Origin of the sequence: Streptomyces sp. NPDC091387 (assembly GCF_044756945.1) — a bacterium.
Classification (GTDB): Bacteria; Actinomycetota; Actinomycetes; order Streptomycetales; family Streptomycetaceae; genus Streptomyces.
This window is the reverse complement of record NZ_JBIVTZ010000003.1, coordinates 394,920-410,340: the sequence shown is the minus strand read 5'-3', so window position 1 is coordinate 410,340 and position 15,421 is coordinate 394,920. Positions and strand designations below refer to the sequence as shown.

Sequence of the window (15,421 nt, the reverse complement as noted above, 5' to 3'; positions counted from 1 at the left end):
GCACATCTACCGGGGGTGCCGCTGGGGTTCTCGGAAAGATCGTCGGGTGGCTGTCGGTGCTGACTACGGTCCGGTCGTGCCGGTGGAATTTCTGACTGATGAGCAGGCCGAGGCGTACGGGGCGTTCACCGAGGTGCCCACGCGCCCGGAGCTGGAGCGGTTCTTCTTCCTCGATGACGACGACCGTGATCTGATCGCGCTGCGCCGTACGGACGCGCACCGACTGGGGATGGCGGTGCAGATCTGCACGGTCCGCTACGTCGGCCGGTTCCTGGGTGAGGACCCGCTCGCAGTGCCGTGGGAGGTCGTGGAGTACCTGGCCGGGCAGCTCGGCATGGCGGACGCCTCGTGCGTGAAGCGGTACCCGGAGCGGCGCAGGACACCGTACGAGCACGCAGCGGAGATCCAGGAGCGGTTCAAGTACCGGGACTTCACCGACCGGGACTGGGGGCGGGAGTTCCGCGGCTTCCTGTACGGGCGGGCGTGGACGCATGCCGAGGGGCCGGTGGCGTTGTTCAACCACTCGGTGACGTGGCTGCGCAAGAACCGGGTGCTGCTGCCCGGGGTGAGCGTGCTGGCCCGGCAGGTGTCGGAGGCCCGCACGGTGGCCGAGCGGCGTGTGTACGAGGCGGTGGCCCGTGCTGCGCACCGGGCCGATCCCGCGCTCGCGCTGGCGCTGGCTGAGCTGCTGGTGGTGCCGGAGGGCAAGCGGGTCTCGAAGCTGGAGCGGCTGCGGACGCCGCCGACGAAGTCGACGGGCACCGCGATGGTGCGGGCCATGGAGCGGGTGGAGGAGATCTCCGCGTTCGCGCTTGGGCGGGTGAACTTGTCCCGGGTGCCGGTGAACCGGCTGTCCACGCTGGCCCGGTACGGGCAGCTGAGCAAGGCGCAGACGATCGAGCGGGCGCCGGAGCCGCGGCGGACCGCGTTGCTGACGGCGGTGGTGCGGCAGCTGGAGGCGCAGGCGGTCGATGACGCGCTGGACTTGTTCGCGGTGTTGATGGCGAACCGGCTGATCAGCCCGGCGCGGCGGGCCTCGGAGCGGGAGCGCCTGGCGATGCTGCCGCAGCTGGAGAAGGCCGCGCGCATCCTGGCGAAGGCGTCGAAGATCCTCACGGAGGAGCTGGACCTGGTCTCCGAGCACGATGCGGACCTCGACGTCGCGGCGCTGTGGGCGGCGGTGGAGGAGGCCGTGCCGCGTACGGCGGTGGCCGGGGCGGTGGCGACCGTCGAGGCCCTGGTGCCGGAGGACGACGGGTCGGCCGAGGCGGCGATGCGCGAGAAGCTTGCCCTGCGGTACAACACTGTGCGCCCCTTCCTGGCTCTGCTGGGCGAGTCGGACGCGCTGGGCGCCGCCCCGGCCGGGCGGCGCATCCTGAAGGCGGTGCGCCGCCTGCCCTCGCTCTCGCGCCGGAGGGTCAAGGACCGGCCGCTGCTGCCCCGCGAGGTCGACGCCGAGCTGGTGCCCGCCATGTGGAAGCGGGCGGTGTTCTCGAACACCAAGCTGCCCCAGGGCGCAGTCGACCGGGACGCGTACGTGGTGTGTGTGCTGGAGCAGCTGCACCGCGCGCTGAACCGGCGCGACGTGTTCGCGGCCCCGTCGAACCGGTGGGCCGACCCGCGGGCCCGGCTGCTGGACGGGGCGCGGTGGGAGGCGATGCGCGCCGACGTACTGGCGGGCCTGTCCCTGACCGAGGACGCGGGCGAGCACCTGGCCCAGCTCACGCGAGGGCTGGACGCGGCGTGGCGGCAGATGGCCGACCGGCTCGCCGAGGCCGGTGACGACACGAAGGTGGAGGTCGTCGTCCCCGAGGGAGGCGGCCGTGCCCGCCTGTCGGTGGACAAGCTCGGCGCGGTGGGCGAGCCGGAGTCGCTGACCTGGCTGAAGACCACCACGGAGGCGATGCTCCCGAGGATCGACCTGCCGGATCTGCTGTTCGAGGTGCACTCCTGGACCGGGTTCCTCGACTCGTTCGGCCACGTCTCCGAGCGGCGCACCCGCATGGAGGGCCTGCTCGTCTCCCTGGTCGCGCTGCTGGTCTCGCAGAGCTGCAACATCGGCCTGACCCCGGTCATCGACCCGGAGAGCAAGGCGCTGACGCGCTCGCGGCTGTCCCACGTCGACCAGAACTACGTGCGCGCCGATACCCTCGCCGAGGCGAACGCCGCGCTGATCGCCGCGCAGTCCCGTATCGAGCTGGCCCAGATGTGGGGTGGCGGGCTGCTCGCCTCCGTCGACGGCCTGCGGTTCGTCGTCCCCGTCAAGAGCATCAACACCGGCCCCTCGCCCAAGTACTACGGTTACAAACGCGGTGTGACCTGGCTCAATGCAGTAAACGACCAGGTGGCGGGGATCGGCGCGATGGTGGTGCGCGGCACGCCGCGCGACAGCCTCTACACCCTGGACACCCTGCTGAACCTCGACGGCGGGGTGAAGCCGGAGATGGTCGCAACCGACAACGCCTCGTACTCCGACATGGCCTTCGGCCTGTACAAGATGCTCGGCTTCCGTTTCGCTCCGCGCTTCCGTGACCTGGCAGACCAGCGGTTCTGGCGGGCCGACCTGCCCGACGGAGAAGGGCCTGCCGCCGGGTACGGGCCGCTGGAGACCGTGGCCTGCAACAAGGTCAACCTCAAAAGGATCGCCACGCACTGGCCGGACATGCTCCGGGTCGCCGGGTCGCTCATCACCAACCAGGTCCGCGCCTACGACCTGCTCCGGATGTTCGGCCGCGAAGGCCACCCCACCCCGCTGGGCGCCGCGTTCGCCGAGTACGGACGCCTCGACAAGACCATGCACCTGCTCGCCCTGGTCGACCCGATGGACGACACCTACCGCCGCCTGATGAACCGGCAGCTCACCGTCCAGGAGTCCCGCCACCGCCTGGCCCGCGCGATCTGCCACGGCGGCCGGGGCCAGATCCGCCAGGCGTACCGCGAGGGCCAGGAGGACCAGCTCGCCGCCCTCGGCCTGGTCCTCAACGCCGTGGTCCTCTGGAACACCCGCTACCTGGACGCCGCCGTCGCACAGCTCCGCGCTGAGGGCCACGATCTCAAGGATGAAGACGTGGCCCGGCTCTCTCCGCTCAAGGACCGGCACATCAACTTTCTGGGCCGCTATCAGTTCAACATCGCGGCCAGCGGGCCACACAGTGGCCTGCGCCCACTGCGCGATCCGGACGCGACAGAAGACGCGGACGACGACGAGTAAGACCAGAACGGGAGCACGGTCCCGCGCAGACACCCGCCAGATCCGCGCTCCTGGGCGATCGTTGAGCCGGTAAGTCCTGCATGAAGCGGGATGTTTCGGCGCTCAGTGCCCGCCGGTCACCGACGTAGATTGGACTTTCGGCAGTGGTCGGAGGGCGCCCGATGTCCGTACTGTCACCTCCGTGGACAGCACAATGATCAACGGTGGGACCGCGACCGGAACCGCTGTTCTACGGCGGGCACTTGATCCTGGGGCCATTCTCGCGGCGGCTACCGCGGTGGCCGCCGGTCTGAGCGTGATGAACCCGTGGTGGGCTGTCCCGACTGCCGTCGCCGCGTTCCTGGCAGGACGACGTCCTGGACGGACGGGGGCGACAGCGCTCGCTCTGGTCGCGATTCTCGCGGCCGGCGTGGTGGCCCTGTCCGTCGTTCCTGCTTGGCTACCTCTGGCCAGCCGCTTTGTGACAGTGGTGGTTGCCGCCACGATGCTGCCCTGGTTCGCGGGCCGGTTCTGGTGCCAGTACCGGCAGCTTGTCCGGGCCGGTTGGGAGCTTGCCGATCAGCTGCAACGCGAGCAGCAACTGATCGCTGATCAAGCCCGGCTGCGCGAGCGGGCGCGTATCGCTCAGGACATGCATGACGTACTCGGCCATGACCTCAGCCTGATCGCCCTGTCGGCCGGCGCACTCAAACTCGCGCCGGACCTTGAAGAGCACCACCAAAAGGCCGCAGGGGACATCCGAGCCAGAGCCGCGGCCGCGGTGGAGCGTCTCGGCGAGGTGATCGGTGTCCTGCGTGAGGAGACCGACGCAACGCCCATGGACCCCACCAACTCCAGCCTCACGAGTCTGACCTCCGAGGCTTCCGCGGCCGGCCTCACAGTGGAGTTGCGCACCGGCGGCGAGGCGGACGACGTGCCGCCCGTGGTCAAACGTGCAGCTCACCGGGTCGTGCAGGAAGCTCTGACCAACGTTGCCAAGCACGCGTCCGGCGCGACCGTGACTGTCCACGTGACGCATACGGCAGCAGAAACAAAGGTCGTCGTGGAGAACGGCTCGCCATCGTCTGCGGCCAATCAGCGGCCCCGGCCTCGGAGTGGAGGGCGTGGCCTTATCGGCCTCCAAGAACGTATGCGGTTGACCGGCGGTTCGTTCGACCACGGCCCGCACGACGGAGGCTACGCAGTCGTCGCGCGTATCCCGCACACACCCTCGCCGCCGCTCGCACACTCAGCCTCCCGCGGTTACGAACTGCCGCAGGAACATCGCCGCGCTCGGCGCCGGGTCGGCCGGGCTCTGGTCGCCGCGGTCATGGTGCCCCTCGTGACGGGAGCTTTGCTGAGCGGAGCCCTCATGGGCTGGGAGATACTGTCGGCGTCACAGTCGGTCCTGGACCCACGCGACTATGCCCGCCTGCATGTGGGGCAAGATCGTCCCGAGGTCGAGCGTTTCTTGCCGGACCGGCAGACGAACTATCGACCGCTGACTGCCGAGCCGACAGGAGACGGCGTAACGTGCGAGTACTACGCGATGACGGCCGACCGGTTCGACGACCGGTCCGGCGACGCCTACCGGCTCTGCTTCCGGAAGGACACCCTGGTGTCCCTGGACACGATCACCCCGTGAGCGCTTGATGATCCGGGTGCTGATCGCTGACGACGAGCCGATGATCCGCGCAGGGGTACGCGCTGTCCTGGCCACGGATCCGGACATCGAAGTCGTCGCCGAGGCCGTCGACGGGCACGCCGCCGTTGAATTGGTCCAACGCCATCGCCCCGCGGTGGCCGTACTCGATATCCGCATGCCGGGAATCAACGGCATCGACGCCGCTGCGGAAATCCGCAACACAGTGCCGACCACGAACATCATCATGCTGACGACCTTCGGCGAGGACGACTACATCCTCCAAGCGCTCGGCGGTGGTGCAGCAGGCTTCCTGATCAAGTCGGGCGAGCCCGAGGAACTGATCACCGGAGTCCGAGCGGTGGCCGAAGGCGCCGCCTACCTGTCACCGAAAGTCGCGGCTCGGGTCATCGCGCACCTCGCCGCGACGGGCGCGGGCACTCTGGCCGGTCGGCGCTCCACCGCCCGCCACCGGGTCGCCGCCCTTACCGCCAGGGAAAGAGAGGTATTGGCCTTTCTCGGAAGCGGCCTGTCCAACGGGCAGATCGCCCGGCGGCTCCATGTGGTCGAGGGTACGGTCAAAGCCCACGTGAGTTCCATCCTGGCGAGGCTGGGGGTCGACAACCGTGCCGCTGCCGCGGTCGTGGCCCACGAAGCCGGGATCATTCCGCCTCAGCCTTCCCAGCCGTGATGCCACCGATTGAGCAAGGGGCATGAACGCGAGTAGCACCGCCGCCACGACAGCGCCGCCGAGCGTCGCGCCGGCGAGCACATCGTGCGGGTAGTGAACCCCCACCAGCACACGCAGCAGCGCGGCAGCCCCGGCCAGCGGCAGCGTGACCGCGGCGAGGCGGGGCCGCAGCACGGCGAGACCGACGGCCAGGCCGGCGGCCAGGGTGGCGTGGTTGCTCGGGAACGACCAGTCCCCCGCTCCGGGGCATTCCGCGACAGATTCGGCGCCTGCGCGTAACGCACGGCAAGGACGCTCCTCGTCCACGACGAGCTTCACCGCTTCGCTCACCGCATAGGCCGCGACGGTGCCGAGACCGGTCAGCACGGATCCGGCGACCTCTCGTGTGTCTTTGCGGCGGATTGCCGTCCACCACATCCAGACCAGCAGCATTCCGAGGATCACCAAAGTGCCCTCGGTGGCCGCTTCCAGGAGCGGGCCCAGCCACGACGGTGCATCCGCCACCGCCCCGGCCACCGACCGGTACGCGGATGCCGAAGCCCCGCCCGTGACCTCGACAGCACCAGCCTCGCCCAGCCCACCGGGGGACAGCCAAGTGACAACTCCTGCTCCCACGCCCAGGACGGCCAACGCGCCGAGCAGCCGACCGGCTCGGACCTTCATTCGCGGTTCTCGTTCCATGAGGCCAAACGTAGAAGCGGGAACGGTTGGGAACCCGAGACGAACGGCAACATCGGACCTTGACGATCGTCAGGATTGACAGCTCCGGGCACCTTCGTTCCGCGTCACCGGACACACCCCGACCTTCAACAAACCTTCGTTTTCTGAAGATCGCTTTGCGAGACCGCCTGGACCCTGCAGGACCTTCAAAAACCCCTTCAAAAACCTGGGTCATTCAACAACCCCGAACCACCGTTTTCTGACATGATCCGGGGCCATGACTTCTCTCGAACCGGCCGAGCCGGGCCTCCTCGTCGCCGAACCACTCGTCCGCACCGAGATCAAGATCGGATACGCGCGAGTCTCGACCAGCGGGCAGAAGCTGGAGCGGCAGCTCGACGCGCTTGCCGCCGCCGGGTGCCGGAAGATCTTCGCGGACAAGAAGTCAGGCAAGAACGCGCTCCGCCCCGAACTGAAGGCGTGCCACGCCTTCCTCGACCCCGGCGACACCCTCGTCGTCCCGAGCCTGGACCGCTACGGCCGCAGCCTCCAGGACCTCATCAACATGGTCGCCGAACTACGCGAGCGCGGGATCGGCTTCACCTCGCTGCACGAGAACCTGGACACCACCACCCCCGGCGGCCGGCTCGTCTTCCACGTCTTCGCCGCGCTCGCCGAGTTCATCCGCGAACTCATCGTCATCGGCACCAACGAGGGCCTGGCCGCCGCCCGCGAGCGCGGCCGGGTCGGCGGGCGCCCGAGCGTCGCCACCGAGGAAGTCATCCGCGCCGCACGCGATCTACTGCCCGACCCCGGCCGCTCGATCACCTCGATCGCCAAGCTGCTGGGCGTCTCCCCGGGCACCCTCTACAACCACATCCCGGACCTGCGCGAGCTGCGCGCTGGCGCCGTGCCCCGTCAGCTCGAAGCGCCGACGAGGTAGGCCAACTCCAACAAGATCAATCTCAGCGGCACTTTCTGTACCTCAACTACTCACACCCGAGAACCCGTCCGGCGGATCGGTCCGGTTACCGGGATACCGGGTTACTGCACCCCGCGCGGCCGGAACTGGACGCTGATGCGCCCTCCGGCGGACCGGGCCGACTTGGGGATGGCGTGCTCCCAGGTCCGCTGGCACGAGCCGCCCATCACGATCAGGTCGCCGTGCCCCAGCGGGCGGCGGACGGTCGCGCCGCCGTCGCGCGGGCGGAGCAGCAGGTCGCGGGGTGTGCCGACGGAGAGGATGGCGACCATCGTGTCCTCGCGGGCGCCCCGGCCGATGCGGTCGCCGTGCCAGGCCACGCTGTCGCGCCCGTCGCGGTAGTGGCACAGCCCGGCCGTCGTGAACTCCTCGCCGAGCTCGGCGGCGTAGTGCGTGGACAGGGCCCGGCGCGCCTCGTCAAGAACGGGGTGCGGCAGTGGCTCGCCGGCCCGGTAGAAGGCGAGCAGGCGGGGCACGTCCACGACCCGCTCGTACATCTCCCGGCGTTCCGCCTTCCACGGGACGTCCGCGGCCAGCCGCTCGAACAGCGCCCCGGCGCCGCTGAGCCAGCCCGGCAGCAGGTCGATCCAGGCCCCGTCGCCGAGGACCGTCCGGCGGATCCCGTCCAGCGGGCCCAGGCGCACGTCGTCGCCCTGGTCGAAGAGCGATCCCTGGAGCTGGTGCGTTGCCATGGGACCAGCCTACGCGCGAATCGAACAGATGCACGAATATGGCTCGCGCGGCTCCGCCCCGGGCGCAGGCGAGCCGGTGCGGCACAAAGGACACAAAGAGGGCCTCATCCTTCGCCATCAAGGATGAGGCCCTCCGCGTGCCGCGCGTGCGGCCTCAACGTTGGTCGGTTCAGCCGGTGGCGTCCTGACGCCTGCGGCGCATCCACCACATCAGGGCCGCGCCCGCCACGACGACCGCCGCGGCGATGCCCGAGATCAGCCCGACCGGAGTGTCGGAGCCGGTGTCGGCGAGGCCGCCGTCCGGGTCCGGCCTATTCGCCGGCGGCTGGGTGTTGCCGCCGGCGTGGGTCGGGGCCGGGGCCGAGGGCGACGGGTGGTCACCCGGCGTGCTCGGGTCGGGGCCGGGCTTCGTGGAGGTGGGGGTAGGAGTGGGCGTGGGCTCGGGGCTCCCGCCGTCACCTTCCGTCGGTTTGCCACCACCCAGGTAGAGGGTGTCGGTCTCCTGGTACGAGACGTCATCGGACTGGAGCGACGTCTTGGTGGTGGTGTCCAGGGTGCGGTGTTCGACGTTGAACCGGGTGCGGGAGATGTTCTTCTTGGGCTGCTTGGAGAAGTCGACGCCGCCGACCCCCAGGTTGTGGACCTCGCCGCCGTACTCCAGCTCGAACCACTCGATGCCCTCCTTGAGGGAGTCCATGTAACGCTTGTGGACGCCTTCGCGGGTCCAGTTCTCGTTGGGCGCGCGCAGCGGCCACGCGGAGGCGTCGTTCGAGTCGATGATCTTGTGGAAGTCGGTCGGGGACTTCGCGTCCTGCTGCCGGACGTACTCGGCGGCGACGCGGGCGGTGTAGACGGCGCGCAGGTCGGCGTAGTCGGCGTCGGTGTTGACCCGCTCCTCCACCAACGGCAGCACGTTCGTGCGGACGTTCGCCTCGATGGCGTGCTTCTGCGTGTCGGTCAGGTCCTTGCACTCATCGGAGCCGGGTGCCTGCCACTCGACGTCCAGCCACTGGGTGGACACCTTCAGGGGTGCGTCGAGGATGTAGATCCCGCCGTCCTGCTCGCGGACCTGGGCGGGCTTGGGCTCGATCCAGAAGCGTACGCCGGGGAAGCAGGGCATGCCGTTCTGGCGGGGCGCGGTGTCCCAGTACCGCTTGGCGCCGGCGTGCTTGTCGGGGTTGAGGGCCTCGGCGAAGTCGTGCTTCATCTCCAGGTCGGATTCGAGCAGGACCCGGCCCGCGTCGGTCCTGCCGAACGTGGCGTCCATGACCCGGTCCGGCTCGTCCGGGTTGAGGTTGACCCAGAACTTCTCCGGTGTGAGCGCGAGCCAGGTGAACAGCGCGTCGGAGGAGAGCCGCATGCGCGCCTCACCGCCGAACCCGGGGTTCTCGTCGGGGTCGGGCATCTGGTCGGCACGCATGGAGTACTGCATGCCCTTGCCCTTGCCCAGGCCGCCGACGTAGCGCAGTTCCAGGGTGGTGAAGTCGACGCCGCCCGGACCGCCGCGCGGGAGGGTGCCCCGGGTGTCGAGCCGGCGGGCGTCGGCCTGGATCCTCTTGGCTTCCTCCAGGGTCTTCCCGGAGCCGTTGATCCGGTCGTTCAGCGGGCCGCGGGTGCCGCAGTTGGAGGCGGCGGCGAGCTGTGTCCCGCCCTGGCCGCCCTGACAGCCGGGGGCGAACCACCTCTGGTGGTCGGAGTAGCCCTTGATGGGCTTGGTCCGCGGGACGGGGTTGTAGGTCCGCTGGTTGCCGCGGACCTGGTTCGTCTGGCCGGGCCGCAGCCGGTTGACGTACCGGTTCAGGTTGTCGATCTTCTTGCGCTGGGTCGCGGTGAACGCCTTCGCGCCGGTGACCCGGAACTTGTGGTCCGGCATGAGCCGGGCGACCTGCCGGTCCTTCGCGAGCTGTTTGTTCGTCAGCTCCGAGTTCGACTTGAACTCGTTGAACTCCTTGGTGCGCTTGTTGTAGGCGTCGTACCGGCGGGTGTCGACGACGTTGCCCTGGGCGTCGATGAGTTCGACGGTGACCTCGCACAGCCAGTCCGGCCCGACCAGGCGGAAGTCGCGGACGAGCTGGCGCTCGAACGACGATCCCTTGTGGTTGTTGATCTGGTTGCGGATGAACCGTTGCTCGAACCAGTGGTCGAAGGTCAGGCCCTCCTTGTTGTGGAAGTACCGGGCGTAGATCTCGAACCTGCGGTCCTCCGGGTCACCGGACGCGTCCGCGATCTTCTGCCATGCCTTGTAGTTCTTCTCGGTGTCGTTCGGAACCTTCGACATCGCCTCGGCCTTGTTGGCGGCCGTCGGCGGCTTCACCCCGTCGTACGCCCTGCCCGGCAGTTCGTAGGTGAAGTTCTTGGGCTTGCCCTGCCAGGCGGAGAAGTTCGAGCCGGTGGGGTCGTCGGGAAACCCGGAGTTCTTCGGCGTGCTCTGTTCCGCGCGCCCCAGGTTCTTCGTGTCGCAGCGCTGGGCACCGGGCTTGATCCTGGCCGAGACGGCGCGCGGCGCGGCGGTGGCGGTGTCGGTCTCCATGCCGGGCAGCCCGGTCATGGTGATCGCCGAGGCGATCCCGAACGCGGCCAGCACACGGCCGGCCAGACGCCAGCGCTCGGGTATCCGTAATGCGGTGTTCAAGAGTGGCCTTCCCTCACGTGTGGGGCCTTGAGGGCATGGGGGCGACGCGTAAGGCCCCCGTGACGTGTACGCGTCGCCTATGCACCCTAGACCGACCCACCGACAGGCAAAGAACGATTAAAGGGCGTGTCGCACAGTCAACTCACATCGTTGCAGGGGGCTTTGACGCTCATTCAGTCACCGAAGTACAGGCCTTCCATGTGGCTGGTCGCGTGCTCGCTGTGCCGCACCCGCAGCGAGGAGGCGTCCAGATCGGCCCTGCCCCACGGGTCCGCGTCCCCGAGACACGCCGTGGCGAGGGCGCCCCAGTCGTTCTGGTTCGGCTCGTCGTCCGGGTCGAAGTACACATCGATGTCTTCGAGGGCTTCCACGGTGATCCCGAGGGCGGACATCACCCCTTGCGGGTCGCCGGTCACGACGAACGGTTCGTCACCGGGCCAGCCACAGGCATGGAACATGGTCCCGTCCGGCAGCCACACGAGATCCTCGGTGTGCTCGGCGCCGCAGTGCACCTCCACCCGGCCCACGATCCGCGCGTCGGGGAACCGCTCACGCAGCCGGGTGGCCTCCGCGAGCAGCGGCATGTCGTTGCCGTCGTCCGCGAACGCCGGATCGGAGACCGACATGACACTCCCCCACACCCCCACCCGGACGACATCCAGATCGGCCCTCGTGGCGACCGTGGCCAAGTCGCTCTGCTTACGGGGTCCGAGGTTCTCGATCACGTCGTCGATCGCCCCCAGCGAGCGGGCGAACTCAGCCGCCTGATCAGCTGAGTTGGGGGGAAGCTCACTGGCGTCCACGGCGAACGGCGGCTGGAGGACGGTCAGTTCGTAGCGGCTGCCGCTGCCCTGGGTCATGCGCTCGGGAGGCAGGGTCCAGAAGTCGGTGTCAGACATGCCCGTCACCGTAACGGGTGGCTTCGGCGGGGAGCCCCCTTCTCGGCTGCCCAGGCGATCGGCTGGGTCTTGAGGTGCTCGGGCCCACCTCTTCCCTCGGTACCCACCGGACCGACCTTCCGCACAGCGACGCGGAACCTGCGTGAGGACATCCACCGCCGAACAGCGGTCGCCCTGGCTCCACGCCCTTGGACCGGGCTGAAACTGCCAGGTCGCATTACTCACTCGAATGAGTGGTGACGCTTTGGCGCCGGCGCCCGGGAAGGGAAACGCTGCCACCCTGAGCTCACGATTCATTACTCGTGGACCGGGGCGCGGTGGGTACTCGATTCGCCCACCGCACAAGACAGTTCGAGGTCTTCGCATGCCGGAAAAATCCATCATCCACAGCAAGGCCCGGCACTACTACAACGTGTTCCATCACGAGCGCGACGGATGGGTCAGCGTCACCGACGTCTACGCCTGGGTGGGCCGCACGACGCAGGAATTCAAGCTCACGCCAGTCCCTATGGACACAGACGGGGACGGCGTCGTATCACGCGACGAATTCCTGGCCGGGTTTGTCAGCCTGGAGGACAAGCCGGATGACTACGCGCGGATTGTCACGCCGTCCGCCAAGGTCTTCGTGGCCACCGCCGACGTCGACGGAGACGGCGAACTCGACAAGTCCGAGTTCAAGCGCCTGTTTCAGTCCTCTTTCGCGCTGAGCGACGAAGACATCGACGTGTCGTTCGCCGACATCGACACCGACAGCTCCGGCTCCATCTCAGAGGGGGCCCCGGCCCGTCCCGCATCGAGCCGTGCTCAAGAAGAACACGCCAGGAGAGACGACCGTGACCACCCATCTGGGGACGACCAAGGCCCCGCTGGTGACAGCACACGCCAAGCACATCGTGGCCGAGACCGGTGTCCTGAACAATCCGTACTTCCGAACGCTGGTAGACGGAAGCATGTCGTTGGAGAGCTTCCGCACAAGCCAGGAGCAACTAGGTTTCGCCGTTACCTACTTCGCCCGTCCGATGGCTGTGCTGGTGTCCCGCATCGAGCACCCCGCGGATCGCGTCGGCATCCTGGGCAATGTCGTGGAAGAACACGGTGGATTCCGCCCTCAGGAATTCCATCACGAGACCTTCCGCGCGTTTCTGGCCGGCATCGGCAGCGACACCGCACGGCTGAACAGCCTGAAGATGATGCCGGCCGTCCACGCGTACAACAGCGTTCTCAGTGCGGTGTGTACGTGGGAGGACCCGCAGGTAGGAATTGGCTGCATGGGTGCGATCGAGTACGCATTCGCCTCGGTATCGGCCATCACGGGTAGCGCGGCGGTGAACCGCGGCTGGGTCGCTCAAGCCGATCTGACGCACTACGGCCTCCACTCCGAAATCGACGAACAACACGCAGAGGACTTCTTCCTGCTGCTGGAACCCCACTACCAAGATCCAGCCGCACGACGCCGAATCGACCAGGGCCTCGGCCTGGGCGCGTACGCGCTGAACCGCCTCTACAGCGATCTGTCCGAACTGGGTCGTTCACAGCAGAACTGATCACGGCTGGGCGAGCAGGAAGGCTGCGAGCGCGGTGAACTCGTCACCGCCGGCGAGCAGCCGCCAGGCCGTCGATGTTGAGGCGACTGGGCCGAAGGCCTCTGCCTGGTCCCGCGCGGGCGGGCCGGTCTCGGAGGCGCCTTCGCCTTCAGGGCATCGCCGCACGTGACCGGCCCGGAACCGCACGGAGCGAGCAACGAGCGCGCGTCAGACGCCCTTCAGAACACGATCAAGTGCCGCCCGGCCCGCAGGTCCCCAGTGCGGCTTTCCGCCGGGAAGGCCCTGATCCCCGTTCTGCCCCATGAGCATCAGGAAGAGACTCTTCATAGCGGCCAGCCCGCGGGCACGCCGGATCGCCGCCTCGTCCGCACGCGCGTACGTGTCGAAGAACCGTGAGGCCGTGCCCGCGGGCAGCAGCACCCAGGCGGCGGCGAGGTCCCACGCCGGATCGCCGGCGAACATGTCACCGAAGTCGACGATGCCCGAGAGCGTTCCGTCCGAGACGACGACGTTCGCGGGATGGAGATCGCCGTGCCCCCACACCGGCGGGCCCTCCCACGCGGGGGCCGCGACGGCGTCGTCCCAGACAGCCCGGACGTCGGCGGCGATGTCGTCGAGGGCAACACCCTGGAAGAAGGCCTGGAAGCCGTCCGTGCAGTTCCTGGGATGGGCACCGCGGCTGGTGGAGACGGGCGCCTCGGGCGGCGCCTCCACATGGAGCGCCCGGAGGAAACCCGCCAACGTGTCGGCCGCGTGGGTGCCGCGGCTGATCGAGCCGTGGTCCAGCGGCTCGCCCGGAACCCACGTCATCACGGTCCAGTGCTTGGGGAAGCGCTCGGACGGTTCACCGAACCGCACCGGAAGCGGCACCGGGAGCGGCAGGCGCGGGGCCAGCACGGGCAGCCAGCGCCGCTCCTTGAGCTGCAGCTCCGGGGTGGGGTCCATGCGCTGCATACGCACGGCCAGCTCGTCCCCGAGGCGCCACATCTGGTTGCCCCAGCCGCCCGCCACCTCCCGGATGGCCAGCCCTGCAAGGTCTGGATGCTGCTCCTCCAGCAGGTCGCGGACCAGGTCTGCGGTGATCTCGATCTCGGTCATGCGAAGCCACAGTACCGAGGCGAGGGGAGAACCGCCGCCCCCGCGATCAACCGGCGGCCTCACTGGGCGAACAACGAGCCGAGAGAATCAGCGACGAGCAGGACCGACTGCTGCGCGGCCCCAGCTCGCCCCGAACGCACCTGCCACCTCCGCCCATCGCGGCGGCCGGACACATCGGCGATCCGGGAGCACTTCACCGCTACGGCGAACTGCAGCAGGTCGCGGCCCGCGAGCGAGCTCAGGAGTCATAGCTGCGGATACCGCCTGCGAGGGCCCTTCGGCGCACAACTGGACCCACGCAAGGCGGAACATCCATACAGCGGTCAGACAGCGTCGAACTCTCCGGACTTGGCACCTGCCACGAAGGAGGCGAACGAGGCGGCGGCGACGTTGAGAACCGGGCCGGCGAGGTTCTTGGAGTCACGCACGGGGACCACACCGTGCGGGGTAACGAGGTTGGTGGCAACCTCAATGCACTGGCCACCGTTCTCGCTGAATGAGGACTTGAACCAACGGGGGGATTCGGTCGTCACGGGTTGCCCTTTCGTAACTGGTTAATCATGGCCACGGACGCCGCTCGGGGCAGCGCTTCGGCCTGTAGTTGATGGTAGTCCGTCAACAGGGGCACTACCGAGCTACTGTCCCGCTCCAGGTGACCCCGATTGGCAGACTCCGCGTACGACACGAGCGAGCGGTCCGGCATCGTGAGCAACGTTACCGGCAGCGTCATCGGGCGGCGGGCCCCGATGGCGAACGGGGCAACCTGAAGCACGGTGTTCGGCAACTCGGCGAACTCCATCAGCCGCGTGAACTGTGCGTCCATGAGTGCGCTGCCACCGATGGGACGCAGAAGGCAGCTCTCGTCGAGGACGACAAATACCAGCGGGGACGGCGTTCGTGTCAGCGACGCCTGACGCTGCGCGATCAGGGAAATTCGTTCGTCGGCCTGCTCCCGGGAGGCAACGCCCCGTTTCACTGTGCTGTCTCCGAGCGCTGAGGCGTATTCCTGTGTCTGGAGCAGACCAGGTATCACACCGACTTCATAGAGCCTGATCTCCACAGCGCGCGCCTCGTGCGCCACGTACTCCGGGAATCCTTCGAGCAACGCTCTGTACCGGACGGCCCGGCTCTGACGTTGCAGTCGATCTCCGCTTCCGAGAGCCCTGTCAGCACTTGCCGCGAACTGTTGAGTTGGAGTCCGCCGCCCAGTTTCGACTGCGGAAATATGCGCCCCGGAACACCCGATGCGCTCTGCCAGCTCGTCCTGTGTCCAGCCTCGTTCATCCCTCAAACTGCGAAGAAGTGCCCCGAACGCTGCGCTGGGCGACCGCTCGGGATCAAGTTCCTTTCGGTTCACCATCCGTTACCTACTTGCCTGTCATTCTGCGTAA

At 68.3% G+C, this 15,421-nt stretch carries 11 protein-coding genes and 2 pseudogenes; 6 read left to right on the top strand and 7 right to left on the bottom strand.

Annotated elements, in window-relative coordinates:
• The first annotated feature begins 76 nt into the window (after positions 1-76).
• From ACIQM0_RS08690 to ACIQM0_RS08680, 3 genes are all read left to right on the top strand, one after another.
• On the top strand, positions 77-3,211 hold the full coding sequence (locus ACIQM0_RS08690) for a Tn3 family transposase (protein WP_401284747.1): 3,135 nt from the start codon (positions 77-79) through the stop codon (positions 3,209-3,211).
• 193 nt (positions 3,212-3,404) lie between these two features.
• Entirely contained in the window at positions 3,405-4,835 is a 1,431-nt protein-coding gene (locus ACIQM0_RS08685; RefSeq protein WP_185095675.1) for a sensor histidine kinase, read from the top strand.
• A gap of 7 nt (positions 4,836-4,842) precedes the next feature.
• A complete protein-coding gene (locus ACIQM0_RS08680) occupies positions 4,843-5,523 on the top strand; it encodes a response regulator transcription factor (protein WP_123466777.1) in 681 nt (226 codons plus the stop codon).
• A gap of 39 nt (positions 5,524-5,562) precedes the next feature.
• Here ACIQM0_RS08680 and ACIQM0_RS08675 read toward each other — a convergent pair.
• Positions 5,563-5,940 (bottom strand): annotated as a pseudogene (locus ACIQM0_RS08675) (phosphatase PAP2 family protein); the annotation flags it as partial.
• A gap of 520 nt (positions 5,941-6,460) precedes the next feature.
• On the opposite strand from ACIQM0_RS08675, the gene ACIQM0_RS08670 reads away from it, so the two are divergent.
• Positions 6,461-7,126, top strand: a complete 666-nt coding sequence (locus tag ACIQM0_RS08670; RefSeq protein ID WP_401284743.1) for a recombinase family protein — start codon at positions 6,461-6,463, stop codon at positions 7,124-7,126.
• A gap of 101 nt (positions 7,127-7,227) precedes the next feature.
• On the opposite strand, the gene ACIQM0_RS08665 is transcribed toward ACIQM0_RS08670, so the two are convergent.
• The 3 genes from ACIQM0_RS08665 to ACIQM0_RS08655 all read right to left on the bottom strand — a co-directional run bounded on the left by ACIQM0_RS08665 (position 7,228) and on the right by ACIQM0_RS08655 (position 11,388).
• Positions 7,228-7,857 carry an alpha-ketoglutarate-dependent dioxygenase AlkB gene (locus tag ACIQM0_RS08665; protein WP_401284740.1) on the bottom strand — a complete coding sequence of 210 codons (630 nt, stop codon included), beginning with the start codon at positions 7,855-7,857 and terminating at the stop codon, positions 7,228-7,230.
• A gap of 169 nt (positions 7,858-8,026) precedes the next feature.
• Positions 8,027-10,489: a hypothetical protein gene (locus tag ACIQM0_RS08660; RefSeq protein WP_401284738.1), complete on the bottom strand. Its 2,463-nt coding sequence runs from the start codon at positions 10,487-10,489 to the stop codon at positions 8,027-8,029.
• A 173-nt stretch (positions 10,490-10,662) separates the two neighbouring features.
• Entirely contained in the window at positions 10,663-11,388 is a 726-nt protein-coding gene (locus ACIQM0_RS08655; protein WP_401284735.1) for a DUF6333 family protein, read from the bottom strand.
• Between the two features lie 229 nt (positions 11,389-11,617).
• Between ACIQM0_RS08655 and ACIQM0_RS08650 the strand changes: the two are divergent.
• Together ACIQM0_RS08650 and ACIQM0_RS08645 are read left to right on the top strand one after the other, a co-directional pair.
• Positions 11,618-12,145, top strand: a pseudogene (locus tag ACIQM0_RS08650) (EF-hand domain-containing protein); the annotation flags it as partial.
• 76 nt (positions 12,146-12,221) lie between these two features.
• Positions 12,222-12,932, top strand: a complete 711-nt coding sequence (locus ACIQM0_RS08645; protein WP_401284732.1) for a TenA family transcriptional regulator — start codon at positions 12,222-12,224, stop codon at positions 12,930-12,932.
• A gap of 207 nt (positions 12,933-13,139) precedes the next feature.
• Here the strand turns inward: ACIQM0_RS08645 and ACIQM0_RS08640 are convergent, their stop codons facing one another.
• From ACIQM0_RS08640 to ACIQM0_RS08630, 3 genes are all read right to left on the bottom strand, one after another.
• Positions 13,140-14,030 carry an aminoglycoside phosphotransferase family protein gene (locus ACIQM0_RS08640; RefSeq protein WP_401284729.1) on the bottom strand — a complete coding sequence of 297 codons (891 nt, stop codon included), beginning with the start codon at positions 14,028-14,030 and terminating at the stop codon, positions 13,140-13,142.
• Between the two features lie 323 nt (positions 14,031-14,353).
• On the bottom strand, positions 14,354-14,563 hold the full coding sequence (locus ACIQM0_RS08635; protein ID WP_401284726.1) for a DUF397 domain-containing protein: 210 nt from the start codon (positions 14,561-14,563) through the stop codon (positions 14,354-14,356).
• On the bottom strand, positions 14,560-15,390 hold the full coding sequence (locus ACIQM0_RS08630) for a helix-turn-helix transcriptional regulator (protein WP_401284723.1): 831 nt from the start codon (positions 15,388-15,390) through the stop codon (positions 14,560-14,562). Before ACIQM0_RS08630 ends, ACIQM0_RS08635 begins: the two co-directional genes overlap by 4 nt.
• Positions 15,391-15,421: the final 31 nt, after the last annotated feature.

Excerpts from the sequence above, each read along its gene's own strand:
- ACIQM0_RS08665 (WP_401284740.1), bottom strand. The coding sequence starts at position 7,857 with ATGGCAACGCACCAGCTCCAGGGATCGCTCTTCGACCAGGGCGACGAC.
- ACIQM0_RS08640 (WP_401284729.1), bottom strand. The coding sequence starts at position 14,030 with ATGACCGAGATCGAGATCACCGCAGACCTGGTCCGCGACCTGCTGGAG.
- ACIQM0_RS08630 (WP_401284723.1), bottom strand. The coding sequence starts at position 15,390 with ATGGTGAACCGAAAGGAACTTGATCCCGAGCGGTCGCCCAGCGCAGCG.
- ACIQM0_RS08670 (WP_401284743.1), top strand. The coding sequence starts at position 6,461 with ATGACTTCTCTCGAACCGGCCGAGCCGGGCCTCCTCGTCGCCGAACCA.
- ACIQM0_RS08655 (WP_401284735.1), bottom strand. The coding sequence starts at position 11,388 with ATGTCTGACACCGACTTCTGGACCCTGCCTCCCGAGCGCATGACCCAG.
- ACIQM0_RS08680 (WP_123466777.1), top strand. The coding sequence starts at position 4,843 with ATGATCCGGGTGCTGATCGCTGACGACGAGCCGATGATCCGCGCAGGG.
- ACIQM0_RS08685 (WP_185095675.1), top strand. The coding sequence starts at position 3,405 with ATGATCAACGGTGGGACCGCGACCGGAACCGCTGTTCTACGGCGGGCA.